This window comes from Burkholderia sp. L27(2015) (assembly GCF_009765705.1).
GTDB lineage: Bacteria > Pseudomonadota > Gammaproteobacteria > Burkholderiales > Burkholderiaceae > LMUX01.
The window spans coordinates 172,923-197,674 of the sequence record NZ_LMUX01000020.1 but is presented as its reverse complement, the minus strand read 5'-3'; the positions used below and the strand labels follow the sequence as shown (position 1 = coordinate 197,674).

Sequence of the window (24,752 nt, the reverse complement as noted above, 5' to 3'; positions counted from 1 at the left end):
CCGAATAAGCCGGAGCCAACAACCCTAGCTGTCAGCCAGCGAGCGCAGCAGTGTCGCAACCTTAGCCTTGCTGGTAGTCTGCACACGTGCCATTAGAGCGTGATCGACTTGGCCCAGTCCGTAAGTTCGGGCGATATCGTCTTTTAGTCGATGCCATAGGTGGCTCGTCATCTCAGCATCGACCATGGCCCTGTGTGCCCGCCCGGTCTTGGGCAGTCGCAGCATCTCCGCAAGGCTTGATAACCGGTGGCTTTGAGCGTGCGGGTAGATACGCCTCGACGTGAGCATCGTACATGCGAAGGAATGCTCTGCGGACATCCCGAGAAGTGCCAGCTCAGCCGCCCAAAATCTTTTATCGAAGCCCGCGTTATGGGCCACGACCGGATATTTGCCTACGAACTGAGTCGCTTCACGCATTACCTTCGACGCCGAGGGCGCCGATGCGATCATGTCGTTCGTGATGCCCGTCAGGCTCACGACATCGGACGGGATGCGCCGGCCCGCATTCATCAAGCTCTGAAAGCGATCGACGATTTGCCCGTCACGCAGAAGAATGACGGCAATTTCCGTGGCTCGGTCACCCTGATTCGGCGACAACCCGGTCGTTTCAAAGTCCAGAACCGCTACGGTCTGCATGCAAATTTCCTTTTTTATTCGACAGCCCGACCGGCGGCGATCAGTAGGTGAACAAATCACCCGTGCATCTTTTCTGTGAGCTAAATCTGCGGATCAAATAAATGGGTTCAGCAGACGAACACCCGTCGAGGAGAAATCATCGACGTTTCGTGTCACGACAATCAGATCGTGAATCAGCGCCGTCGCGGCGATCAGCTTGTCCAGTGCATGCTCCGCATGCGGCACGCGTAGACGCCCCCACAACTGCCCAATGTCTTCGTCGACAGGCAGGATGTTTTGCGCGAACTCGTCAAGTATCGCTGTCAGCCACGCGTCGAGAATGCCCGTTTGCGCCACGTCGCCACGATGCCGGATTATCTCTACGCCGCGTCGCAGTTCGCCCACAGTGACTACCGACACGTACAAATCTCTGTTCTCTTTGACCGCTCTCCGGAAGAAGGCACGAACCCCTTTATTGGCTCGCTCCTTCTTCCTGATCTCGCTGACAACGTTGGTATCAACCAAATACACGCGCGGCCCCGTCCGAATCATCGACTCGTTCAAAGTCCGCGTCTTCCCCCACCTCGGGCATACTCATCAGCGCCTCGGCAAACGATCGCTTTTTAGGATGGCGAAGCGCACGGGCAAGAATTTCCCGATGCTCTGCCTCAGCACTGCGACCATGCGCAGCGGCCTGCTCGCGCAAGCTTTGTACCAAGGCATCATCAATTCCACGAACCAAGAGATTTGCCATTTTTGCCCCTCCGCACTAATTGATATCAATGATATCAATTGCACAAAAAAATGCAATCATTGATAGCACTCGGAATAATGGGCTTGCTGCAGGTTTCTTGGTTCCCGGACGTCCGATGGATTCCATCAAGAGCGCGGGCATCAATCGCCTTTTGCTTTATTGGCGACGTACCCGAACGGAGCAACGTCGCACCTCAGCGTCACATCTTCTTGGCTCGAACAGAACCAACGAGATAGTCGAGCACTTGTATGGTCCCCGGCAGGCTCTCCGTGTCGCCCGGACCGGTTTCATACTTCCCTTGCACTGCAAGCGTCGGTGTCGCGTTGATGTTGTAATTCTTTATCAACAGCGCATCGCGTTGCAGCCCGTTCTGCGTAGCGAATGAGTTATACGCCTGCAAATATTGGGTCTTGTCGACGCCCAGCGTTGCGAAAAAGGCGGCCTGCGAATCGGGCGTGAGTAGATAGTTCTTCTTTACGTTGATCTCGTTAAAGACTGCAGGTGTCAGTTTGGAGACCACGCCCAGTTGGTCGAGCGCGTGGAACATGCGCGAATGCGGTACAAAATCGTCCCTGAAAGCCACAGGAACCCGCTCGAACACCACGTCCGGCCCCTGCTTCTTGATCCATGCCTCAAGGTAAGGATCGAATTCCGCGCAGTGCGGGCAGCCGTACCACATGTATTCCGTGACCACGATCTTGCCGGGTACATCGACAGGTTGCGCCGAGGTAAGAACCGTATAGTCCTTACCTGCGACCGGCGACGCAGGAGACGCAAAAGATGCGTTCGCGACCACAGCCAGGAGCATAGCGAGCAGCGAGGAACAAAGTAGACGTTTCATGGCAGAGGTCATGTAGTTTTAGTGCCGCTAAGCATTCCATCGAATGATTAAACGATACTTAAAATCACGCACGGGCCCAGCATGTCGATGCAGTTGTCCAACAGGCGATCAAACCGCGGTTCGCAACGACCGTCGCGTGCCTGCAGGAATGTAAGCCAGTAGCGCCAGCATCCCAAATTACCAACAGAATCGCGATCACGTCCAGTCCAAAATATAGGCTACCTGTGTGCATCTTTACGGCGCCGATCATCGCAGGACTGACCGCGCCGCCAAACGAGCCGATCGAACTGATCAGGGCAAGGCCACCCGCTGCTGCGGATCGACTCAAGTAGGCACTGGGAATAGTCCAGAACAGGCTAAGCACACTGAAAATACCGACCGATGCCAATGCCAATAGGACGACCGTCATCGCCAAACTACCGACCGCCAACGGCAACAAAAGAAAACACGCCGCGGCCACGAACCCGCACAACGCGACATGCCACCGCCGTTCAAGATACTTGTCCGAGCTATGGGTCGACGGGGAACTCGACGACTCAATTTGTGGCTTGCTGTTCCTGTGCGGGATAAGGACGGGTTGATCGTAGCGTCGGTCAATGTGAGCCTTCCGACAGGGCAAATCGACCAAAAAGGCGCGGTTCAGTTGTATCTTGCCGAACTGCGCCATGCGGCGTCCCAGCTAAGAGCTGCCAGCTAACGTTCAAAAGGGGCTCTTCACACGATGTTCGTGCAGGAGGACTTCCGCGGAACCGCACATAGCGCTGCACGACGGCTATTGGAAACCCTTGTTTGTAAAGCTCAGGGATCGCACCTGGACGCGTAGCACCCTAGGCCGTGTGATAATGCATCGCACGCGCGCATATGCAGGTTGCGCTGGATGCGTCGCACGCCGCACAGCGCCAAACAGCCCCCCCCCCGCAAACCCGCGGCACGGTTTATACCTTCACTATCAAAGCAACAACCAAGGAGTCATCGGTGGGCAAGAAAGGAGCGACTCAGGCCACGTCAATGAAGGACGTCGCCAGCCTGGCGGGCGTCTCGACAATGACCGTCTCGCGTGCCATGCGCGCGCCCGATAGGGTCTCCCCCGCCATCCTTGAAGCCGTGCGCCATGCCATCGCGCAAAGCGGCTATGTGCCGAACCGTATCGCGGCCAGCCTCTCCTCCAATCGTACCGCCGTGGTGGCGCTGATCGTACCGAGCCTGCGCAACGCCCTATACGCGGAGATGATCAAAGGCATCTCCGATGTGCTGATGCGCAATAGCTTGCACCTGATGATTTCCGACAGTGGGGTCGATCTGACCGAGGAAGAAATGCTGGTCAGCGAGTATGTCGCACAGCGCGTGTGCGGCGTCGTGTTGCACAACACCAAACACACGGCTCGCACGATCGAATTGCTGCGCGCGAGCGGCACGGTCTGCATCGAAACGGGCAACCTGACTTCCAGCCCGATCGACACGGTAGTGAGCTACTCGAACTACGCCGCGGGCAAGGCGATGGCACAACATCTGCTCGAGCGGGGCTATCGCCGCTTCGCCTTCGCCAGTCTCCCGGTTGCCACCAGTGATCGCTTGCGCCAGCGGCGCAACGGTTTTCTAGCCGGCTTGCGCAAGGCCGGCATTAGCGTGGATCCTCGGTTGATTCTCGAAGTGGACGCAGGCCTGGAAAGCGGTTCGCGCGCCTTGGGGCATATCGTCGACATCGACCCGCGCGTGGACGCAGTGTTCTTCGCCGGTGATGTGCTGGCCGCAGGCGCCATCTTCGAATGCCAGCGCAGGGGCCTTGCCGTGCCATCACGGATCGCCGTGGCCGCCTCGGACGACAACGAACTGATGCAAAACATCATCCCGCCCATCACGACAGTGGCGTTCCCGCGCTACGAAATCGGCGTGCGCAGCGCCGAGATTATCGTGGCGCGTACCAAAGGCCTCGCATTGCCGGATAGCGCTGTGGACTTAGGGTTCACGGTGATCCAGCGCGGCAGCACTTGAGGCGTCGGCGCCGCTTCTACCGCTGTGCCCTACCGCTGACTTTCCTCCATCGCCTTGAGTGCGGCAACCAGCGCGAAGCGCGACTGCTCGACCGCTTCGGACGGGTTCGAGCAGCGCGTGTTGTAGTAGAGATCGCGGCCCAGGCTGACGATATCGCAGTTGAATTCCGCAGTGCAGCCAGCCAGTTCGATGGCGCGCTTCAACACATCGGCCTGCGGCACAACTTCATTGACCAGATGTAATTGCTGCGATTCCACCGCACCAAGCATACGCGCGCGATACACCATGTCGAACAACACCTTCTTGGGCAGCGTGTCCTTTACGATCGCCAGAGCCAGGAAGGGAAACAGGCCGTGCGCAATTTCCGGCAAACCCAGCGTGGCGCAATCCGCTGCTACCGCGAGATCGCATGCCGCGAGCAGACTGAAGCCGCCCGCGTGGGCATCCCCGTTGATGGCCGCCACCAGCGGTTTGCCCAGCCGGTTCATCGCGCGTTCCAGATCTGCAAAGGCGCGTGCAAACGCGAGGCGCCCCTCGCTGGTGCTACCGCCACTCAGATAATCGCCGCCGGTGCAAAACACCGTGCCTTTCCCGGTCAGTACGCAGCCCGACACCGACGGGTTGATACGCGCCGCCTCGAACGCCCGCACTGCTTGTTCCGACATCGCTTGCGTGACGCGGTTATTGTTTTCGGTGCGCGCCAAGGTCAATACCTGTACGCTGCCGCTCATCGTAATTTCTATGCTGCCTTCATCGCGTGCACTCATGGGCGTCCTTTTCGGTTAGTGGCTGCCAGCCTGTCTGGTCTCGCCGTCCAGTGCCACCTGCTGCGGTATCCGACGGCTATAGGCACCGGTGATGCAGGCCAGTATGGCAAACGCCACGCAGCCGTAAATGGCAATTGCCATCAGCCCACCGCCGGTGCTGCCCGTAGCGTCGGCGATCACGCCCACCACATAAGGCGCTGCAAACCCGGACAAATTGCCGATCGAATTGACCACTGCAAAGCCCACCGCTGCAACAGCCGGTCCCAACAAGCCGGGCATGACGGCCCAGAATATAGGCAGCGCCGAGAACACGCCAAACGATGCCACGCACAACAACGCCAGCTTGAGCACGGGCAGGCTGACCAGCGTAGAGCCGCCCAGGCCGATAATGGCCAGCGCAATGGGCACCAGCAAATGAAAGCGGCGCTCGTTATGCCGATCCGAATGCCGCCCCCACACGATCATGCCGACACCGCCCACCGCAAAGGGAATCGCAGCAACCCAGCCCACCATGGCCAGGCTCAGATGAAACTGTCGGACGATCTGCGGCAGGAAGAAGCTCAGCCCAAAATTGAAACCGACGATGCCGAAATAGGCCGCGCCCAGCAGCAGCACGACGGGCCGCTTCACGATATTAAAGAAACCATGCGTCATCACGCTGACCTTGCGCTGTTGCTCCAGCGCGATCGTCTGCGTCAGCCAATCGCGCTCATCGGGCGCCAACCATTCGGCCTGAGCGGGACTATCACGCAGCACCTTGAGCACGACCACCGCCAGCACCAATGAAGGCAGCGCTTCAGCGATGAACAGCAGTTGCCATCCCTTCAGTCCGAACACGTGGTCCAGGCCGAGCAGGTAGCCGGAGACGGGCGAGCCAAACACACTGGCGAACGGCATGGCTGCCATGAAGCTCGCCACCACGCGGCCGCGATAGGCACTGGGCACCCACATCGTCAGGAACAGGATCACGCCTGGAAAGAAACCCGCTTCCGCCACACCGAGCAAGATGCGGACGAAATAAAAACCGTAAGCGCCCGTGACAAATGCGGTAGCCGCCGAAAGGATTGCCCAGGTGAACATGATGCGCGCAATCCAGCGGCGCGCGCCAAAGCGCACCAGCGCAAGGTTGGACGGTACCTCGAAGAAGAAGTAGCCGATGAAGAACAGCCCTGCCCCCAGACCGAACACCGTGTTGGTGAAACCGAGATCGCGGCTCATCGTAAGTGCCGCGAAGCCGACATTGACGCGATCCAGGAACGAGGCGATGAAGCAGATGATCAGCAACGGCACGAAGCGCCGTAGCACCTTGCGCATCGTTCGTGCTTCCACATTTTGCGGGGTGTTCATGCTGGTCTCCTGACGCAAGAAATTGCAGGGATAGGTCTGTGCAGGGATGCATTATCGCGCCCGCGCCTGCCACGTCTGGTATAGGTACAAACCCTCCGAAGGAGGGTATTTCGGGCCTACACGCGGCACTCATAATTCCCTGAAAGGCTTATTAAATAAGGCTGTTGGCTCCGTTACGAAATAGAGTCACATTGCCATGAAAATTTGTTATCGATAACAAAATAGCTTGCGCCGATGCATTTGTTATCGATATCATGAGTCATGCCTCTATCAATTCCCGACGACCTAACCGGAGCCCGTCATGAGCCGATCAGCACAATTCCGCGAGTTATTGAAATCCCCACCTTTCGTTTGCCTCGGGGCGCACGATGCGGTCACCGCCATGCTGGCGGAACAAGCCGGCGCCAAGGCCCTTTACGTGAGCGGCTTCGCCGCCTCGGCCATCGTGGCCGGCAAGCCCGACGTCGGCTTGCTCACGCAAACGGAAATGTTCGATCACATCCGGCGCATCTGCCGCGTCACCAAGCTGCCGGTGTTCGCCGATGCCGACACCGGCTACGGCGGTGTGCTGGATGCTCAGCGCACCATCGAGTTGTGGGAAGAAGCCGGCGCCTCGGTACTGCATCTGGAAGACCAGGCCGTGCCGAAGAAATGTGGGCACTTTGCCGGCAAGCAGTTGGTGCCGAAGGAAGAAATGCAGCAGAAGCTGCGCGCCATGCTGGCCGCGCGCAAGGATCCCGACTTTTTCGTGGTGGCACGCACTGATGCCATTGCCGTGACCGGGATCAACGATGCCATCGAGCGGCTCGAAGCCTATGCGGCAGTGGGTGTGGATGGGCTGTATGCCGATGCACCCGAAAGCGTAGACCAGATGCGCGAGCTGATCCGGCGTCTCAAACCGCTGGGCAAACCCATCCTGTTCAACATGGTGCGCTCGGGCAAAAGCCCCTATCTGTCGATCAAGGAAGTCTACGAACTGGGCTTCGACTATGCGCTGTGCCCGGTCGAACCGATGTTAGCCATGCATAAGGCGGTCAAGGAAATGATGGAGGTCTTCATGCGCGAAGGCTCGACCAATGCGGTCGCCGACAGCCTGACATCGTTCGAGGACTTCAACCGCTTCGTCGGCCTGGATGAGGCGGTCGCCGAGGAGGCACGCTACAACCGCTAGCGCGTGCAGGCATGGCACCTCGGGGCGCCCCGGCCCGGTGTGACGTGCGTGGCTAGCCGTGGATTGATGAAGCGTAACGGGTACCGTCGCGGTACCCGATGGGCCAGATAAAAACTATAGAGAAAACGGAGACGCATATGGAACACAACGACCACCGTGCCACGCGCGGGCTGAACCGGCGCGCATTTATCGCGGCCGGTGCCGCCCTGCCCTTGATGGGCATCCTCTCCCGGCGCGCCGACGCCGCGGAGTTCACCTACAAGCTGGCCACCGCACAAGACCCGACGCATCCGGTCAACACCCGAGCCCAGCAAGCCGCCGACCGCATTCGCGAAGCCACTCACGGCCGCCTTGAGATCCGCGTGTTCCCCGCCAGCCAGTTGGGCTCCGATAGCGACCAGTTGTCCCAGGTGCGCAACGGCAGCATCGAATTCTGCAACCAGGCCGGGTCCACGCTCTCCGTGCTCGCGCCGATCGCTGGCATTGCCAACACCGGATTTGCCTTCAACAGCTACGACGACGTTTGGAAAGCGATGGACGGCGGCTTGGGCAACTACATCCGCGCGCAGATCGAGAAGACCGGTGTGGTGTCCGTATCGCAAGCCTGGGATAACGGCTTCCGACAGATCAGCACCTCCTCGCGGCCGATTCACGCTCCGGAGGATCTTCGAGGACTGAAGATACGCGTACCCGTGTCACCGATGCTGACGTCGATTTTCCAATCGCTGGGCGCGGGGCCCACGCCGTTGAATTTCAATGAACTGTATTCGGCTCTACAGACCAAGCTCGTGGACGGCGAGGAAAATGCGCTGCCGACCATCGCTACGTCCAAGATTTATGAAGTGCAAAAATATATCAGCATGACCAGCCACGTCTGGGACAACTATTGGATACTCGGCAACCCCGCGGCATTCCAGCGCCTGCCCGAAGACATACGGCAAATCGTGAAACGCGAGTTCGATCGCTCGGGCCTGGATGAACGCGCCGACATCGCGCGGCAGAGCGAATCGCTGCGTACAGAGCTCGGCAGCAAGGGCATCCAGTTCACAACCGTCGATCGCTCGGCATTCCGAGCGACGCTCAGTAAAGCGGGTTTCTATGGCAAGTGGCGTGAGAAGTTCGGCCATGAGGCATGGGCGCTGCTGGAGCAAACGGCCGGCAAGCTCGCTTGAATCTGCTACGCTCAGCTACCCGGCGCGATACAGGCCTCGGGGAAGAAGTCATCCTTCCACGATGCCGCTTTTTCTTCAATACCCCTAATTGATTGAGTTCGCTGGCGTAGTAACAGCCGCAGCATTCTTGTCCGTTTTGCCATTTCTGGACGCCCGCACCAAAATAAAAATCAAACCCCCAGACAAACTGCCCCGGCCGCGACGATCACGCACGCGAGCCACCGCTTGCCACTTACTGCTTCCCGCAGAAACATTCGCCCGATCAGCACCGCGAACACCACGCTGGTCTCGCGCAACGCCGACACCGCGCCCATCGCGCCCGACTGCAGCGCCCATATCACGATGCCATACGCCGCGATCGACACGAGGCCGCCGACGAGCGACGAGCCGACCGCCATCGGCGCCGTCCGTACCGGTGTCCAAAGCGGCGCGAGCCCACGCGTGGCGATGAACAGCACCGGCATCAACCAATAGAACAGGAACATCCACGCGGTGTAGGCTAGCGCTTGGCCGCCGGACAAGCGCACGCCGATGCCGTCGATCACGGTATAGACGGCGATCGTCACACCGGTCATCAGCGCAGCCAGTGCACCCGCAAGCGACACACGCCCCCCCTCCAGCGCGATTGCGATGATGCCGCCCGATATCATCGCGATCCCAAGAATGTGCAAGGGGCCGATCGCCTCATGCGCGAAGAGCGCCGCGCCGAGCGTGACGAGCAGCGGCGACGAACCGCGCGCGATCGGATACGCCTGTGCCAGATCGTTGCGACGGTACGATCGCACGAGGGTCACGTTGTAGACGATATGCACGAGGCCCGATGCCACGATATACGGCCAGGCCGCGTCGGCTGGCCACGGCGTGAACAGGACTACAAACGTGGAAACCGCCGCAATGGCGATGCTCATCCACGTCATGGACAGCAACCGGTCGTCGTTGCCGTGCAGCATCGCATTCCAGCTCGCGTGGAGCAGCGCTGCAAGGAGGACAAAACCGCCGGTATAACTGAGCATGCGAATCTCGGAGAAAAGGTGTACTAAGCAGGATATCTATCTTGCGGCACACTAACAAACCAGATAAATTGGGCAGTCGCGTTAAATAAACTCTCCCGAATGAAACGGGTATTGCCCCCACTCAATGCATTGCGTGCCTTCGAGGCCGCAGGCCGGCTTGGTAGCTTCAAGGAAGCCGCCGCGGAATTGCACGTGACTCACGGCGCGGTGAGCCAGCATGTGCGTCTGCTTGAGGAGTGGCTTGACGCACCGCTGTTTGAACGGCACAACCGGCGCGTGGTGCTGACTGCGGCGGCCAAGGACTACCTGGCGGAAATCGGCCCCTTGTTCGAGCAGCTCTCGCAGGCAACCGCGAGATATGGCGTCGCGAAAGCGATGTCTCGGACACTGTACGTGAATGCACCCGCGACATTCACGTTGCGCTGGCTGGTGCCGCGACTGGCGAAGTTCCGTGTCGAGCATCCCGACGTGGACGTCAAAGTGGACACGTCGAACGAGTCGGTGGAAAGTCTGAAAGAGACCTATGACGTCATCATCCGGGGTGGACCAGATACGTTCTATGGCTACTCGATGCGGCTTTTCCTGTCCGAGGAAAGGCTTCCGGTCTGTAGTCCGGCGCTTTTGCAGCGGCTGCCGCTCCGGGTGCTGGACGATATCCGGCAGCATACGTTGCTGCACACATCGAGTCTTCCTCGACTTTGGCCGGACTGGTTGGCGAAGGCACAGATTCCTGCACTCAGGCCCGCTGCCGCCCTGACCTTTGACCACTTCTATCTGACGTTGCAAGCCGCCATCGACGCAGTAGGCATCGCGATGGGACCGACTGCACTGGTATCCGACGATCTTGCTGCTGGCCGGCTTGTCGCGCCGTTCGCCGGCCCTCGTCTGCCGTCGCGCAGCTATTGCACTTACGTTCCAGATGGGAAGTCTGGCGATGAGTTGGTCGTTCTATTCCGTTCATGGCTCGAGCGCGAGGGGATGCGTATGCCAACGCAGACGGCCCCTTAGATGTGAGCTCACCGAGCGCTATCGGACCAATGCGTTCGCCGCGATGCGATCCGATCCCCTTGCCGCGCGATGGAACGCACGAAACTCGCTTGTGGGCGGCACAGTCGGCATGTCAGGCTGACGGCCGTTTTCGGGCATCATCTTGAGGGCTTCGTGAGCAGCTCACGAAGCCCTCGCAGTTCATCCGCCACGTTTGGGAAGTCGCCAGTCCTTACGGATGAAATGGCACGTGTATCCGCCAGGATGGCGTTCCAGATAGTCTTGATGCTCCGGCTCCGCTTGCCAAAACGGGCCGACCGGTACGACTTCGGTGACAACCTTGCCAGGCCAGAGCCCTGAAGCCTCGACGTCGGCGATGGTGTCCTGCGCGATCTGCTTCTGCTGTTCGTTCGTGTAGAAGATCGCCGAGCGATAACTCGCCCCGGTATCGTTACCTTGACGGTTCAGCGTAGTGGGGTCATGAACCTGAAAAAAGAATTCCAGAATCTGTCGATAGCTGATGATCTGCGGATCGAAGATGATTTCGATAGCCTCGGCGTGTGATCCATGGTTTCGATAGGTCGCATTGGGCACTTCGCCGCCGGTATAGCCTACCCGTGTCGATACCACGCCCGGATAACGACGCAAAAGATCCTGCATGCCCCAAAAACACCCGCCTGCAAGGACGGCTTTGTCAGTCACTGTAGTCATTTCGGTATTTCTCCTTCTGGAGGCTCGACTATATCCTCGATGCGCGCGACACGTATCGGCAGCGCCGGATTTGCTCAGGCGTTGAGTACCCGTCTGACAGACACCACTGCAAAATCCTCGCTCGGTTGCACCACAAAGCCGCAATCCAACGCCAGCTTCAGCATGCGCGTGTTTTCTCTCAGTATTTCACCTGTCAGCACGCGCGTTCCGCGTGCGCGGCAGTACGCGATGATCCGCTCCATCAGCATGCGGCCGAGGTGGTGGCCCGTTTCGTCAGAGCGCACCGCCGCTGCAAACTCGGCCGTCTCGTTGTGCGAGTCGCACACCGCCCTGACGACGCCGTGGATGACGGTCGAGCCGCCCTCTTCCGTACATGCGACGAATGCCATCTCCCGGTCGTAATCGATCTGGACATAACGCGCGAGTTGCGTGTGGTCAGGCTGGCGCACCATGGCGAAAAATCGCATTCGCACATCTTCCGGCGTCATGGCGCGAAAAAGTTCTGCATGAGCGTGTTCGTCTTCGGGCCGGATCGGCCGGATCGTCAAGCAACGTCCGTCCCATTCGATACGTTCTTCCAGTTCGACCGGATAAGGACGGATGGCCAATGGCCGGCGCGTACCCGGTGCGTTTAACTGAATCGCGATCGGGTGCAACACGGCGCGTCCCTGCACGACGCAAAGCTGCGCACTGAAGGCACAAATGGCCTCGACGCTGCATAGGCACAGCGATACGGCGGCGAGCGTTTCGATCCACGCCGCGAATTCACCGGCAGACGATGCCGTCAGTTGCGCGAGTCGTTCGAGCGCCGTACACGCCAAGGCGGCATTGATCGGTAACAACGCGCTGCTTGCTTGTCCATCGGGCGTGGTGAATTCGAGGAAGGGGCCGAATGTTCGATCGTCGCGCAGGGTCACGGTCAGCGACGGTGCGTTCGCGGCCTCGCACGGCGCTGTGCCCGTCGTGCCTGCTGCACGCGGCTGCACGGGAATCCCGAACTGAGCGAGCAGGCTTACCGCCTCGTCCTCATGCAGAATGTGCCCCCCGGGGCTAGTCGTGTCCAAGAGCCGTTGCTGCACCCATGCCAAGGCATCGCGCAATTCAGCATGATGCACCGGCAAGGAAGGTGGCGTCTGGGCCAGCCGTACCCGCGCGATCCGATAGCGCTTCATCAAGTCGCGACCCGAAACCTGCGGTGACTGCAGCGTGGCCACCGCCTCCAGCAGCGTATCGATATCGGCCAAGCGTATGAACCCGGCACGCTCAAACGCGGCATCGTAAGCCAAGTGATTCTCGCCTGCGGCGGGATCGCAGCAGATAAACACCGGTTTGCAGCGCACGCAGGCTCTGGCAGCGGACATGAATTTGCGCGCCGCCCGCACATGATCGATGCAGACCATCACCGCCAGAGTAGCCGCGTCGCTTGCCAAGTAGTCCAGCAGGTCGCCGCAATCGATGTCGGCTTGTTCCCCGAGCGCCACGACCCGCGACAGCCGCAGTCCGCGTGCGCTCGCGAACTCCATCGCCTGCTGCGCGATTCGCCCCGATTGACACACCCAAGCGACACCGCTGGGCGCATCCTTGGCCGACGACGCGACCATCAAACCTCCGATCTCCCGCACCGATCCGGGCACGAACAAGGCATCGAGATTGCGCACTGTCATCTGGGATTCCCTTCTGGCATCGAGGAACGAAAAAGGCCCAACTGTAATACACTGGAACGATACAGCGAATCGGCAAGAATATGCACCCCTCGCTTAACGTGCGGCTGCATCCAGGTCATCGGAGCGCCCCATACACCGACACACCGACTACGTACACGACATTGGAGTCGCCATGCCATCACTGACGCCGCTACTCATGGTCGCCGCTATCTGGACCGTCGCCGCGATAACACCCGGTCCCAATTTCCTGATGACGGTGCGCATCTCGGCCACGCAATCGCGCGCAACAGGATTAATGGCGGTAGCGGGCATCGCCGTGGGCACAACAGTCTGGGGCTGCGCCGGGTTCTTCGGCATACACGCCCTGTTCATTACCGCGCCTTGGCTGTATCTCGGCTTCAAGATTGTCGGCGGCATTTACCTGATCTTCCTCGGATCCCGCTTGCTAATGCGCAGTCGCAATCCGTCGGCATCCGCGCGCGCAGAATCGGCTTCCCATCTGTCGAACATGGCTGCGTTCCGACTGGGCTTGATGACCAACCTGGCCAATCCCAAGTCGGCGCTTTTCATGGCCAGCGTATTTGCCACCGCCATGCCGGCAGGTCCCTCGCTGGTGCTCGGCGCATTGGCTATCGCGCTGATGACGACGATCTCCATCACCTGGTATGTTTTCGTCACCAGCCTCTTTACCCTGCCCTGGATGTCGCGCGCGTTTGAGCGCGCACGACACGGGATCGATCGCGTGGCAGGCACTCTGTTCATCCTCTTTGGCGTACGCTTGGTGCTCAAATCATGATTAATCTCGACGAAAACACGATCACGCAGGCGGTACTTGAGCGATACGTGGATTGCCCGAATCCGCGTTTGGCCGAAATCATGAGCAGCCTGACCCGGCACTTGCATGCGTTCGCCCGTGAAGTCCGGTTGACCGAAGACGAATGGACGGCAGGCATCGCGTTCCTGACCGAAACCGGCCATATCACGGACGACAAGCGGCAGGAATTTATCCTGCTGTCGGACACGCTGGGCTTGTCGATGCTGGTGATCGCGATGAACAATGCGAAACCGCAGGGATGTACGGAGTCGACCGTCTTCGGACCGTTCTATGTTTCCGACGCCCCAGCCTATGATAACGGTGCGGATATCGCAAACGGCGCGTCGGGCGCGCCCTGTTTTGTGCACGGCACCGTGCGGGGTCTCGATGGTGCTGTCGTACCGGACGCTGAAATCCACGTCTGGCAGGCCGACGACCAAGGCTTCTACGATGTTCAACGTACGGATCTCGTCGGCGCGCAAGCGCGAGGCGTCATACGCAGCCGCAATGACGGCAGCTTCGACTTCAAGTCCGTGCTGGCCGAGGACTATCCGATTCCGCACGACGGACCGGTGGGCAAAATGCTGAACGGCCTCGGGCGACATCCGTGGCGCCCCGCTCATTTGCACTTCATGATCAAGGCGCCGGGCTTCGAGACCTTGATCACGCACGTCTTCCGCAAAGAAAGCCAGTACTTGGAGTCCGATGTGGTGTTCGGTGTACGTTCATCGTTGGTTGCCGACTGGGTACGGCACGAAAGTGGACCCATGCCCGATGGGCAACTTTCCTCGAGCCCTTTCTATACGCTGGACTATGACTTTGTGATTAACCCCGCGCGCCCGTAATATCGGGTATCGGGACTACGCATCATCCGGCAAGCTGCAATGCGTGAAAGGGTGCGAGGTAGAAGCCGGTCGGCGATTTTTTGGCCTCCCGCTTGGCCCCGGCCGCAAGCCAGTCAACATATGAATCGACACGTCGGTAGCACCGTGCCATGTGCGCGTGGTATGTTGATTCGCATTCTGCCTAGCCGACTTATTCACGCCTTTATTTCATGCCTTTACCCACAGGACGTTTTGATCGCGCCGATCGGCAACGCATTCTTGCGTCCTCGACCATCGAGCATGCAGAGCTCACACCCGAGCAAACACCGCCTAAGACTGAGGATCGCGCTGCGCTCCTGCACCGTCGGTTCGCGCCACGGCGGCTCATACGCCATGCCGCCACATGGCTGGCCCTGGCCGGAGTCGGCCTCGCGATCGGCGCGCCATTTCTACTGAATGCGCACGTTGTGCTCACCGGCGTACTGCAGGTCCCGTTGCGGGTGTTTTTCGCGCTGGCCGCAAGCGCCATCATCAGCGCCGCTGCGAAGGCAGGCAAACTGCAACTGCTGCAGACTCAGCTTGGCATACGTCTACGCTACGGACACACGCTCGCGATCACACTGGTCAGCGATTTTGCATTTCTGGTTTCTCCGCTCGGAGCCGCGGGCTACGGTGTCAATATCGCGTTGCTACGACGCACCGGCGCATCGTGGGCGAGCGCGGCTACCGTCGTCGGAGCCGATCAGGCGCTCGATCTGACATTCTTCGCCCTAGCCGTTCCTATCGCGCTTGCACTGGCGCTCGGGCCCCTCGCTCGGATCCTGCCGCCGATCAGTGAACCACGAATCGAAACCGTACTGCTGGGCGCCTTGGCCCTGCTGTGTGTGCTATGGGTGGGTCGCCGCCAATTGGCATCGGTGCTCAGCAGGACAATCCACCGCTTCGCCAGTCTCGATTCATGGCTAGGTTCATGGCTCAATTCGCGACGTTCGCATTGGCGTCGATTTCATCTGAACATGACACGCCAGATCGCCTCACTTGCCGCAGCGGGCTGCGCACGTTTCATTGCGTTGCTGTTGCTAACCACGTTGCAATGGCTGCTACGCTACGGTGCACTATGGTTCGCCTTGCTTGAACTCGGATGCCGCTTGTCGCCGGCATTTGTTCTTGCCGTGCAAGCCGTCGTGTTGCACGTGGCGCTCTGGACTGGCGTTCCCGCAGGAGGTGGCGGTGGCGATCTTGCGCTCGCGGCGGCGTTCGCGCCCTGGGTGCCGCGAGCGGTCATGGCGATCGCGCTGGTGTTGTGGCGTTTCGCCACGCTCTATTGTCCGTTGATGGCGGGCGCAGCCGGTTTTGCCGCCTTGGCCTGGCGACGACGCGTGCACCGGCTGGCGCGCCACACCTAGCTTGACAGCTTCCTGAACGTTTCCAACACGGCATCACCCTTGAACGGCTTGACGATCCAGCCTTTGACGCCGGCGGCCTTGCCGCGCTCCTTCATCGCAGGGCTGCTTTCGGTGGTCAGCATGATGATATTCACTGCGCTGTTCGCCAGTTCGCCGCGGATCTTCTCGGCCATCGTCAAGCCGTCCATATTGGGCATGTTGACGTCGCTGACCACCAGCTTGATCCCGGGGCTGGCTTTCAGCTTGACCAGTCCATCCTTACCATCGACTGCAGTGTCTACGTCCAGGCCGTTCTTTCTCAAGAAGCCGGCGACCTCGTCGCGTACCGTGCTTGAATCGTCTACAACCAGAATTTTCGCCATGATTTTTCCTTTGATGTTTCCTGCGACAGCTATCAAAACAATTCGAGTTCGCCGCTGCTTTCTTCAACGGCATTAACATCGGCCACAAAATCGATCGGCCCATCTGCGCATACGCAAAGCGTCGCGACAACATGAACAGAATCGCCGAGCTGAATCGCATACGACGACAGATAGCTCGGCTTCAGATCCTCCAGATGGGGAACACACTGAGCGCTAAGCATGTACGGCGTCGACATGCCAAGATCGGGGAAATATCGGAGCAGCTCCTGATTCATTGCGCCACAACACAGGTTGGAGATCTCCGCGATAATCTCCTCGAACGTGCTCTGCGCGTCATCCTTCACAAGATAATCGCGCGTGCTGTCATCCTCATTGAAATGCAGGAGCAACATGAGCCTGAACAGAATGCCCGATATGGTCAGCACGACGACCTGGCCCGTTTGCGCTTGGGGCCTGCGAGTTCGGCTTGCGCCATCCTCCCCGGCTCGACCGTCCGTTAGGCCTTCGGTTTGGTCTTCGGGTCGGTCTTTCCTGCCGGCACCACTTGGCTTGATCGCAACGATGTCGCACACGTCGCCTGGTGTCATTGGCAGCCGCGCTTGTGCCGCCTTGTAGAAAATCCGCTCGATGCTGTCCTTCGCCTGGCTGCTGATCACTTTGATGCCTAATGAAGCTTCGATTGCAATTGATGGGCAAGCGCCTCGACACTGCCCAGCGATGCGGTAATCATCTTGCCGCCGGCCTGAATATCCTGAAACGTCGTGGTGGTGGTCAAGTCGTTGCGGTGCAGGCTGTTACGATAACTTTTCGACAACTCCTCCGAGCGTGCCGCGAGTTCCCTGACCTCGCTGGCGACGACCGCGAATCCGCGGCCGGCCGGCCCCGCCCGAGCCGCTTCGATCGACGCGTTGAGCGAGACGATCACCACATGCCTGACGATAGCGGAGAGCTCGTGATTCTTTGCGTGCATATCCTGGTTCTGCGTCATCAGCGAAATCATCTGCTCATGCCAACGCTCGAAGGTTGCGGCCAGGCTCTTCAAGCGCGACGCTTCGTCGGCGATCTGCTTGGCCTGCTGTACCCATTGCTCTTTCTCTTCAACGGCTGTCTTAAGCGCCACGCGAACTTCGTCGGTAGTCGCGATTTGCTTGGCCAGGTCGTCACGCAAGTCGGCAATCGCGGCTTCCAACTCCTGCCTCGCTTGCTCTTCCTGGCCGGTTTCCTCGGTCTGCCGCGCATGCGTTTGCGCGAGCGCATCGGTGTGGACATCCGCCTGCGCTCGAAGTCGAGTCGCGGCTCTGGCGGCGTAAAACCGATGCATGAAGTAGGCGAGGATGGCGGTCACCACACTGCTCATTGGTGCCGCTACGAGATACGATTGAGTCACAACTATCCTTCCAAAATTTTAACCAACCGCCAGCGCATCGTGCGACATGCTGCCACCCAGGTTCGGAGCATGCTTGCCTACACCTTCTACCGCAAACCCGTCCGGCAGAACAACGACCACCTGGAACTGGCGGAATTGCGCACCCTGTCGGTCGTCCGTGAACTGCAATTCGATGTTGCCGTTTTCGCGCTTGAGAAAATCCTGTACTGCATCCATACCGACGCCGCGGCCGGATACCTCGGTGACTGTCTCTGCGGTCGAAAAGCCGGGACGGAAAATCAGGTGAGCAATCTCTTCGTCACCGAGTGTCGCGTCGGGCGCGATCCAGCCCTTCTCGACGGCGATCGCGCGGATCCGACCCAAGGCCAAGCCGCGGCCATCGTCGCTGAGTGCGATCTGCACCGCGCCTTTGACAGCGCCCACTTCGATGTTGATCGTGCCGGCCGGGGCCTTGCCTTGAGCGCTACGCTCCTCGGCCGTTTCGATCCCGTGATCCATGGAATTGCGCATCAGGTGCATGAACACGTTTTTCAATACGTCGCCGGCTTCGCTGCGCAACGAGTAGCCGCTGTCGTGGATGTGCACAGCGGGCGCGATTTTACCCAGCTCGCTGGCCAGCGAAGGCAGCGATTTGACGATGCCGGACAGCGCCTCGCCAACACTTTCCGTGCCCAGCAAACGCAAGGTTTGGTGGACCGCATCGCGCATCGACACTAGGTCGCGCAGGCTATCGGCATTGGCCGTCTCCAGCAAACGCAAGCTCTCGCGGATATGCACGCGGTCGACCATCAAGTACTGGTCCACTCCGCTGCGGCGGCCCGGCCCCGTGCGGCCCAGGCTCACCTCGTTGATCTCGGCGTAACTCTCGACGGCGTCCCTCACCTGTTCGAGCTCCAGCATCAAGCCATCCTGATCCCAGACCCTGCCGGCATCCGGGCGGCGCAGTTCGTCGTAGCTCTGCTCCATCTCATGCACGATGTTGGTCAGGTGCTGGAGGTTATAGGTACGCGCATTGCCCTTGATGGTGTGCATATTGCGGAACAGCTCGGCGATGGCGACACTGTCGGCCTGCGGGTGCTGGCGGATAATGCGCTCGTTCTCGCTGATGAACTGCGTCGAGCCTTCGATGAATTGGTGGAACTTGTCCTGGCTGACCGCGAGTATCTCGCCGATCATCTCCAACTTGCGCCGCTGTTCGCTCGCTTGCGCGGCCAGTTCACGCAGTTCGGTGACGTCGCGCACGCACAGCATCAAGCGCACGATGGTGTCGTTGTCGTCAGTGATGGCTGACCAGCTCAGGTCTAGCGTTTTTACCCGGCCGTCCGCCATGCGTTTCGCAATTTCGCCCACCAGCAGGTGCTGATTGAACTCGAAGTTGATGCTGTCCTCGCCCAGGCACGCGTGGCTGGCCGCATCGACTTGGGATAGCGCGTCAGCGCCGAGATCGGTATCGGCGAAAATAAGATCCATCAAACCACGCCCGGCGATGTCCTGGGTCTCGAAGATGGCTTCAAGATAAGCCGAATACTCGGCGTGGATCACGGCACCGTCGACGACGGTCAAGATACCTTGCTGCATGTTCTGCAGCATGGCCTGGATGTCGGCGGTTTTTTGCTTGAGCAGCAAGGAGTTTTCCTGGATCTTTTCGATCATCCCGTTGAACGCCACGATGGAGTGACCCAGTTCGTCCATTCTGCCCACCGGCACGCGACGCGAAAAATCCTGGCTCGCCGCGATCTCGCTCATCATGGCCTGCATGCGGCTCAGCGGACGCGTGATTTGGCGGTAGAGCAGCGAGCCGATGATCGTCAACAACAAGATCGCCGCGCCCGTGGCGATGGCAATCGCGACTGTCGTCGTCGACAGGGTCGTGTTCAACGCGCTGATCGCTGCATCCTTCTCGCGGATCTTCTCGATGCGCAGCGTCTCGACGATGCCTTCCAGTTCATCGCGGTACTGAGCCACGTTGGCGAACAGATACGCTTGAGCGAGATCGTTCTTGCCGGCCGCTTTCATCTTTGCCGTGTCGTCGATCGCCGAGAAATAATTGTCTAGACTGTCCTTCGCTTCCGCCACCAGGCCAATCTGCGCGTGACTGTCCGCACTTTTGGCCTGCAGCGCCAGCGCTTGTTGCAGCGACGCCTTTTTCGCTTTGAGCTGATCTTGCGCCTGCGCTACGAGATTGCCGTCCGCCGCATAGACCATCTCCATCGTCGCCAACTGCACGTCCTTGACTTGCGACACGAGATCGGAAGAGGCCAGTGCGCTGGGCACTACGCCTTCGGTTACCTGCTTGACCTGGGATGCGCTGCCTCGAGTTTGATAAACGGCGTAGCCGCCTATTGCCATTAAGGCGGTGAACATCAGGAGAATCAGCAACGTGATGCGATGACGAATAGTCATGGACAAGCCTTCTGATGAAACTAGTGAACCAGCCTTGGATGCGGGCGGTCGCCTTGTGGGGTCAGCTGGGCTGATGAGAGGCGTACATTATTAGGAAATGAGTGTTACCGAGAGATGACAACAGCGGGAATGTAATAATTCCGCTGGCTACGCGTTTGTGCTACGGGCCGCTATGACGAAGAGCCTGCACCTCATGACCGACGGAACGCTCGCAATCGTGATATGAGCGCTGGTCGTCGCTTAGTCGCTTAGTGCTCACGCGCTACCGCATTAGCGCAAACCCGCTCGGTAGACATGATTTCCACGCGCCTGCATAATCGCGATAGAAAGATAACAATGCCCGTCTCTACTCTTATCGCATGAGGCCACGATGTCAGCGCCGACCCCAGCTCCAACACCTGTCGCCTCCGAACGATTCCAACGCGCAGCCGCCAATTATTTGTCGGGCCGCTCAGCCTATTCGCCCGCGTTGATCAGGCAAGTGGCCACCTCATGTCGACTCGACGGCACGCACCGACTGCTCGATCTTGGCTGCGGTCCGGGTCAATTGTCGCTGGTGCTGTCGTCTTGGGTCGGCACGGCATTGGCGCTCGATCCCGAGCCGGAGATGCTGCGCATCGCGGCCGAGCTGGGCGAAGGAATCGCGCCTAATGTCGAGTATCGTCGGGCCAGCTCATCCGAACTTTCGCCCGAGCTTGGACAATTCAGGGCCGCCGTGATCGGCCGAGCGTTTCATTGGATGGACCGGGAAGACACGCTGCTGCGGCTCGATAAGCTGATCGAACCGGGAGGTACGGTGGTGCTGTTCGGCACCTCCGTGCGTAAAGATGTTTGCAGCCCTTGGCTCGCGCAATACAAAGCGTTGCTCGACGACTATTCCAAGGACGATGCGGCGCGCAGTCAGCGCAAGTCGGATAGTTGGGAAAGTCACGAGTCGATATTATTGAACTCGCCGTTTTCGTCGCTGGAGCGTATCTCGACGATCGAGTTGCGCCGCGTGTCTGTCGAGCGGCTCATGATGCGCCCGCTCTCGATGTCCAGCGTGATGCAACGCGGTGAGGGCCCTGACCTCGATAAGCTGCTGGGCGAGATCGAGCAGCTACTGAACGCACATGCGAACGGCGGAGATTTGAGCGAACGTGTAGAGAGCACCGCACTGATCGCGCGAAGATAGCGGTACTCAATCGCGGCAACGCTCAAACGCTTTTCTGAGCACCCAACAAATCCTCGATACGAATCGGCAGATCGCGCACGCGCACGCCCGTCGCATGATAGGTCGCGGCGGTCACCGCCGGCGCGAAACCCGCCAGCCCTATCTCTCCAATGCCGCGCGCGCCTAGCTCGTTGAGCGCCAGGTCGGGGTAATCGAGAAAGCTGACGTCGATTTCCGGCGCGTCCGCATTGGTGGTCACCATATAGTCGGCGAGGTTGCTGTTAATCGGCGCCCCATTGCGCGGATCGTATTCCGTTTGCTCCAGCATCGCCATGCCGACGCCCATGATGATCGCGCCTTCGATCTGATGGCTACCGGTAAGTGGATTGATGATGCGTCCGGCATCGATCACGGTCACGACGCGGCTCACACGCAAACGTGCCAGTTCCGGTTGCCACGTCACTTCGACAAAATGCGCGCCGTAGGAATGGATGGATGTTTTCTTGGCATCGGCATCCGCCGAACTCCCTTCCGAATGACCGGCGCCGCTCACATAACCGAGGCGCGCTGCCTGCAACACTTTTTCGAATGGCACCCCGGCTCCCGCGGCGTCGCCCTTGCGACGCACGCGCGCGCCGCTGAATTCCAGCGCCTGCGGTGCCACGCCCGCAAACGGCGACTGCTTTGCTTGGCCGACCGTTTGCAAGGTCTGGTCCATGGCCGCGCGCGTCGCTTGAGCCACGGCAGGAATCAACGATGCCGTCGCGGTCGATCCGCCCGAAGCCGGTCCTGGCGGCAACTTCGTATCGCCGAGCACCACTTCGATTTTCGACATCTCGATGCCGGTCAGTTGCGCGACGATTTGCGCGAGCACCGTGTAGGTGCCTGTGCCGATATCCTGCGTGGCGCTCGATACCCGAGCCGATCCATCGGCCTTCAATTGCACCGAGGCGCTGGCCGGGCGACGTGCCGCCTCCCAGGTGGCAGACGCCATGCCCCAGCCCAGGATCAGCCCGTCGCGCCGCATCGATCCAGGCTGCGGATTGCGCCGCGACCAGCCGAATTTTTGCGCGCCCAATGTCAAGCATTCCTTCAGATGCCGCGACGAGAACGGTACCTTGCGGCCCTCGTCCAGTGCCGGTTCATTGCGCAAGCGCAGCTCGACCGGGTCCATGTTGAGCTTGACCGCGAGTTCGTCCATCGACGATTCGATCGCGAATAGCCCCGGCACCGCGCCAGGACCGCGCATCGAAGTGTTCGGGCCGATGTCACCGCGCATCAGCGCGGAGGTGACCCGCAGGTTCGCCGAGCTGTACAGATACGGCGTCGCCACGCCGCAATTTTCCTTGCGCGTATCCAAGCGCGACGTTTGCCAGGCGTAGTCGTGCTGCATCGACGTAAGCCGTCCATCGCTCGTAGCGCTCAAACGCATGCGCTGTCGTGTGTTGGCACGGTGCCCGACGTTCTGGAACATCATCTTGCGGCTGAGCACCAGCTTGACGGGGCGCAGCAACTTGCGAGCCGCAGCGGCGGCCAGCAATGAGTGGGTCCAGGGGCTGCCCTTGCCGCCAAAACCCGCGCCCAGGTATTCGGTGATCACTCGGACGTTTTCCGTCTCAACCCCCAGCATTTGCGCCAGCACGGCCCGCAGGTTGACGATCGCCTGCGAGGTTTCATACAGCGTGAACGCTTCACCATCCCAGACCGCCACGCTCGCATGCAGTTCGATCGGATTGTGCGTTTCCGCGGGCGTCGTGTAAGTCTCATCCACCACGATGCCGCCAGCGGCGAATGTGGCATTGGCGTCGCCACGTTCCGAGTCGACCTTGGGCTCGTCGCCGTGTATCAGCGCGGTGTTGATGTCGGGCGCCTGTGTGTCGTACCTGACCTTGACGGCCGCCGTGGCAGCATCCGCTTGCTCGAAGGTGTCCGCTACGACCAGCGCGATGTACTGGCCGTAATACAGTATGGTGTCATCGTCCAGCGGCGGTCGTTTCTCATCCAGGCGCAGGTTCGACGCTTCATTGGTCCGGTAGAAGCCGCCGATGTTGTCGCGCGTGAGGACGGCCTTGACGCCCGGCATGTTGGCCGCAACGCTCGTATCGATCTGTGCGATGCGTCCGTGCGCAATGGTGGCGCACACCGGTACCGCATAGAGCAAGCCGGCGAAGTGCCGGTCGGAAGCGTACTTCGCCCCGCCGCTCACTTTGAGTGGACCGTCCGTGCGCGTATGGGACATACCTACGGACCCACCTACGGCAGACGATGCATCGGATAGCGCAGTCGGCGTCATGGTCGTGTCGTTCCTGATCGATTAGAGAGTTTGGGTGGCGGTGCGCAGCGCGGACATCAGGCACCGTCTAGCCAGTTCCACCTTGAAGCCGTTGCCGCTTTGCGGTCTGGCCTCGCGCAACACGGCGTCGGCGGCACGCTGAAATGCGCTGTCGCTTGGGCTAGATTGCTCGAGCACTTGCTCGGCCTCGAGGGCTCGCCATGGACGTGTGCCCACGCCGCCCAACGCGATACGTGCGTGCTGGATCGTGCCGCTCTTCACGGTGACGACCACCGCAGCCGAGGCCAACGCGAACTCATACGAAGCGCGGTCACGCAGCTTCAGATAAGTGGAGCGGCTGCCTGCTGCCGGCGCAGGCAGGCTGACGTGGGTCACCAGATCGCCCGGCTCGAGCACGGTTTCCTTCTCGGGTGTGCTGCCGGGCAGCAAATAGAAATCACGAATCGGTATGACGCGCGCACCATGAACGCCTTCGATATGGATGCTGGCTTCAAGCGCGGTCAACGCGACATTCATGTCGGAGGGGTTGCTCGCGATGCAGTGTTCGCTGGTGCCGAGTATCGCCAGGTTACGGTTGGCGCCGCCGATGGCGGAACAGCCCGAACCAGGCTCGCGCTTGTTGCACGCCATCGCGGTGTCGCGAAAGTACATGCACCGCGTGCGTTGCAGCAGGTTGCCGCTGGTGGTCGCCATGTTGCGCAATTGCGCCGACGCGCCGGAAAGCAGCGCCTGCGACAACACCGGGTAATTCTTTTGGACGAGCGGGTGATGCGCCAGATCGGCATTGCGCACGAGTGCGCCTATTTTCAGGCCACCGTCGCTCATGGCGTCCACGCTGTCGAATGGCAGGTGATTGATGTCGACGATTTGCTGCGGGTACTCGACATTCAATTTCATCAAATCGAGCAGCGTGGTGCCGCCCGCCATGAATCGCACTTGCGCGCCTTGTTGCGCGGTAGACGCCTGTGCCGCAACGCCGATCGCCTGTGCGGCGCTGGTCGCGCGCGTGAACCCGAACATTTCCATATGTCGCCCTCTACGCTTGTTTGGCGCTTGCTTCGCGCTTGTGTCACTTA

The 24,752-nt window shown here is 60.0% G+C and carries 24 protein-coding genes; 9 read left to right on the top strand and 15 right to left on the bottom strand.

Annotated elements, in window-relative coordinates; all coding sequences use genetic code 11:
- Positions 1–24: 24 nt before the first annotated feature.
- The 4 genes from GSQ77_RS17890 to GSQ77_RS17875 form a co-directional block, all read right to left on the bottom strand.
- Entirely contained in the window at positions 25–636 is a 612-nt protein-coding gene (locus GSQ77_RS17890) for a PolC-type DNA polymerase III (protein ID WP_158904123.1), read from the bottom strand.
- 93 nt (positions 637–729) lie between these two features.
- Positions 730–1,146: a type II toxin-antitoxin system VapC family toxin gene (locus GSQ77_RS17885; RefSeq protein WP_158904122.1), complete on the bottom strand. Its 417-nt coding sequence runs from the start codon at positions 1,144–1,146 to the stop codon at positions 730–732.
- Complete coding sequence (locus tag GSQ77_RS17880; protein WP_158904121.1) at positions 1,133–1,369, bottom strand: DNA-binding protein; 237 nt, start codon at positions 1,367–1,369, stop codon at positions 1,133–1,135. The genes GSQ77_RS17885 and GSQ77_RS17880 overlap by 14 nt, the downstream gene beginning before the upstream one ends.
- Before the next feature lie 199 nt (positions 1,370–1,568).
- The gene (locus tag GSQ77_RS17875) at positions 1,569–2,210 is read right to left on the bottom strand and encodes a thiol:disulfide interchange protein DsbA/DsbL (RefSeq protein WP_158904120.1); all 642 of its coding nucleotides are present in this window, start codon (positions 2,208–2,210) and stop codon (positions 1,569–1,571) included.
- 478 nt (positions 2,211–2,688) lie between these two features.
- Here GSQ77_RS17875 and GSQ77_RS29590 point away from each other — a divergent pair, with 478 nt between their 5' ends.
- Positions 2,689–2,907, top strand: coding sequence for an IclR family transcriptional regulator C-terminal domain-containing protein (locus tag GSQ77_RS29590; protein ID WP_367889680.1), 219 nt, complete (start codon positions 2,689–2,691; stop codon positions 2,905–2,907).
- Positions 2,908–3,185: 278 nt separating this feature from the next.
- On the top strand, positions 3,186–4,202 hold the full coding sequence (locus GSQ77_RS17865) for a LacI family DNA-binding transcriptional regulator (RefSeq protein ID WP_158904119.1): 1,017 nt from the start codon (positions 3,186–3,188) through the stop codon (positions 4,200–4,202).
- A 29-nt stretch (positions 4,203–4,231) separates the two neighbouring features.
- On the opposite strand, the gene GSQ77_RS17860 is transcribed toward GSQ77_RS17865, so the two are convergent.
- Positions 4,232–4,969 (bottom strand): enoyl-CoA hydratase/isomerase family protein, encoded by a 738-nt coding sequence (locus GSQ77_RS17860; RefSeq protein ID WP_158904118.1) that lies wholly within the window; start codon positions 4,967–4,969, stop codon positions 4,232–4,234.
- A gap of 15 nt (positions 4,970–4,984) precedes the next feature.
- On the bottom strand, positions 4,985–6,316 hold the full coding sequence (locus GSQ77_RS17855; protein WP_158904117.1) for an MFS transporter: 1,332 nt from the start codon (positions 6,314–6,316) through the stop codon (positions 4,985–4,987).
- A 301-nt stretch (positions 6,317–6,617) separates the two neighbouring features.
- Between GSQ77_RS17855 and GSQ77_RS17850 the strand changes: the two genes are divergently transcribed.
- Together GSQ77_RS17850 and GSQ77_RS17845 are read left to right on the top strand one after the other, a co-directional pair.
- Positions 6,618–7,487 (top strand): oxaloacetate decarboxylase, encoded by an 870-nt coding sequence (locus tag GSQ77_RS17850; RefSeq protein ID WP_158904116.1) that lies wholly within the window; start codon positions 6,618–6,620, stop codon positions 7,485–7,487.
- Between the two features lie 137 nt (positions 7,488–7,624).
- Positions 7,625–8,659, top strand: a complete 1,035-nt coding sequence (locus GSQ77_RS17845; RefSeq protein ID WP_158904115.1) for a TRAP transporter substrate-binding protein — start codon at positions 7,625–7,627, stop codon at positions 8,657–8,659.
- Positions 8,660–8,829: 170 nt separating this feature from the next.
- Here the strand turns inward: GSQ77_RS17845 and GSQ77_RS17840 are convergent, their stop codons facing one another.
- A complete protein-coding gene (locus GSQ77_RS17840; protein WP_158904114.1) occupies positions 8,830–9,672 on the bottom strand; it encodes a DMT family transporter in 843 nt (280 codons plus the stop codon).
- Positions 9,673–9,771: 99 nt separating this feature from the next.
- Here GSQ77_RS17840 and gcvA point away from each other — a divergent pair, with 99 nt between their 5' ends.
- Positions 9,772–10,680 (top strand): transcriptional regulator GcvA, encoded by a 909-nt coding sequence (gene gcvA, locus GSQ77_RS17835; protein ID WP_158904113.1) that lies wholly within the window; start codon positions 9,772–9,774, stop codon positions 10,678–10,680.
- Positions 10,681–10,860: 180 nt separating this feature from the next.
- On the opposite strand, the gene msrA is transcribed toward gcvA, so the two are convergent.
- Complete coding sequence (msrA, locus tag GSQ77_RS17830) at positions 10,861–11,370, bottom strand: peptide-methionine (S)-S-oxide reductase MsrA (RefSeq protein ID WP_158904112.1); 510 nt, start codon at positions 11,368–11,370, stop codon at positions 10,861–10,863.
- A 74-nt stretch (positions 11,371–11,444) separates the two neighbouring features.
- The gene (locus GSQ77_RS17825) at positions 11,445–13,034 is read right to left on the bottom strand and encodes a GNAT family N-acetyltransferase (protein WP_158904111.1); all 1,590 of its coding nucleotides are present in this window, start codon (positions 13,032–13,034) and stop codon (positions 11,445–11,447) included.
- Positions 13,035–13,206: 172 nt separating this feature from the next.
- Between GSQ77_RS17825 and GSQ77_RS17820 the strand changes: the two genes are divergently transcribed.
- The 3 genes from GSQ77_RS17820 (at position 13,207) to GSQ77_RS17810 (ending at position 16,078) form a co-directional block, all read left to right on the top strand.
- Positions 13,207–13,830: a LysE family translocator gene (locus GSQ77_RS17820; protein ID WP_158904110.1), complete on the top strand. Its 624-nt coding sequence runs from the start codon at positions 13,207–13,209 to the stop codon at positions 13,828–13,830.
- Entirely contained in the window at positions 13,827–14,693 is an 867-nt protein-coding gene (locus GSQ77_RS17815; RefSeq protein ID WP_158904109.1) for an intradiol ring-cleavage dioxygenase, read from the top strand. The genes GSQ77_RS17820 and GSQ77_RS17815 overlap by 4 nt, the downstream gene beginning before the upstream one ends.
- Before the next feature lie 209 nt (positions 14,694–14,902).
- Positions 14,903–16,078: a flippase-like domain-containing protein gene (locus GSQ77_RS17810; protein WP_158904108.1), complete on the top strand. Its 1,176-nt coding sequence runs from the start codon at positions 14,903–14,905 to the stop codon at positions 16,076–16,078.
- On the opposite strand, the gene GSQ77_RS17805 is transcribed toward GSQ77_RS17810, so the two are convergent.
- The 4 genes from GSQ77_RS17805 to GSQ77_RS17790 are packed head-to-tail and all read right to left on the bottom strand — an operon-like array spanning position 16,075 to position 20,230.
- Positions 16,075–16,440: a response regulator gene (locus GSQ77_RS17805; RefSeq protein WP_158904107.1), complete on the bottom strand. Its 366-nt coding sequence runs from the start codon at positions 16,438–16,440 to the stop codon at positions 16,075–16,077. The genes GSQ77_RS17810 and GSQ77_RS17805 overlap by 4 nt on opposite strands.
- Positions 16,441–16,472: 32 nt before the next feature.
- Positions 16,473–17,096, bottom strand: coding sequence for a hypothetical protein (locus GSQ77_RS17800; protein WP_158904106.1), 624 nt, complete (start codon positions 17,094–17,096; stop codon positions 16,473–16,475).
- An 8-nt stretch (positions 17,097–17,104) separates the two neighbouring features.
- Positions 17,105–17,827, bottom strand: coding sequence for a methyl-accepting chemotaxis protein (locus GSQ77_RS17795; protein WP_158904105.1), 723 nt, complete (start codon positions 17,825–17,827; stop codon positions 17,105–17,107).
- An 18-nt stretch (positions 17,828–17,845) separates the two neighbouring features.
- Positions 17,846–20,230 carry an MCP four helix bundle domain-containing protein gene (locus GSQ77_RS17790; protein ID WP_158904104.1) on the bottom strand — a complete coding sequence of 795 codons (2,385 nt, stop codon included), beginning with the start codon at positions 20,228–20,230 and terminating at the stop codon, positions 17,846–17,848.
- Positions 20,231–20,600: 370 nt separating this feature from the next.
- On the opposite strand from GSQ77_RS17790, the gene GSQ77_RS17785 reads away from it, so the two are divergent.
- Positions 20,601–21,404, top strand: coding sequence for a class I SAM-dependent methyltransferase (locus tag GSQ77_RS17785; protein WP_158904103.1), 804 nt, complete (start codon positions 20,601–20,603; stop codon positions 21,402–21,404).
- Between the two features lie 22 nt (positions 21,405–21,426).
- On the opposite strand, the gene GSQ77_RS17780 is transcribed toward GSQ77_RS17785, so the two are convergent.
- Together GSQ77_RS17780 and GSQ77_RS17775 are read right to left on the bottom strand one after the other, a co-directional pair.
- Positions 21,427–23,622 carry a xanthine dehydrogenase family protein molybdopterin-binding subunit gene (locus GSQ77_RS17780; RefSeq protein ID WP_158904102.1) on the bottom strand — a complete coding sequence of 732 codons (2,196 nt, stop codon included), beginning with the start codon at positions 23,620–23,622 and terminating at the stop codon, positions 21,427–21,429.
- 75 nt (positions 23,623–23,697) lie between these two features.
- Positions 23,698–24,702: a xanthine dehydrogenase family protein subunit M gene (locus GSQ77_RS17775; RefSeq protein WP_158904101.1), complete on the bottom strand. Its 1,005-nt coding sequence runs from the start codon at positions 24,700–24,702 to the stop codon at positions 23,698–23,700.
- Between the last annotated feature and the right edge of the window lie 50 nt (positions 24,703–24,752).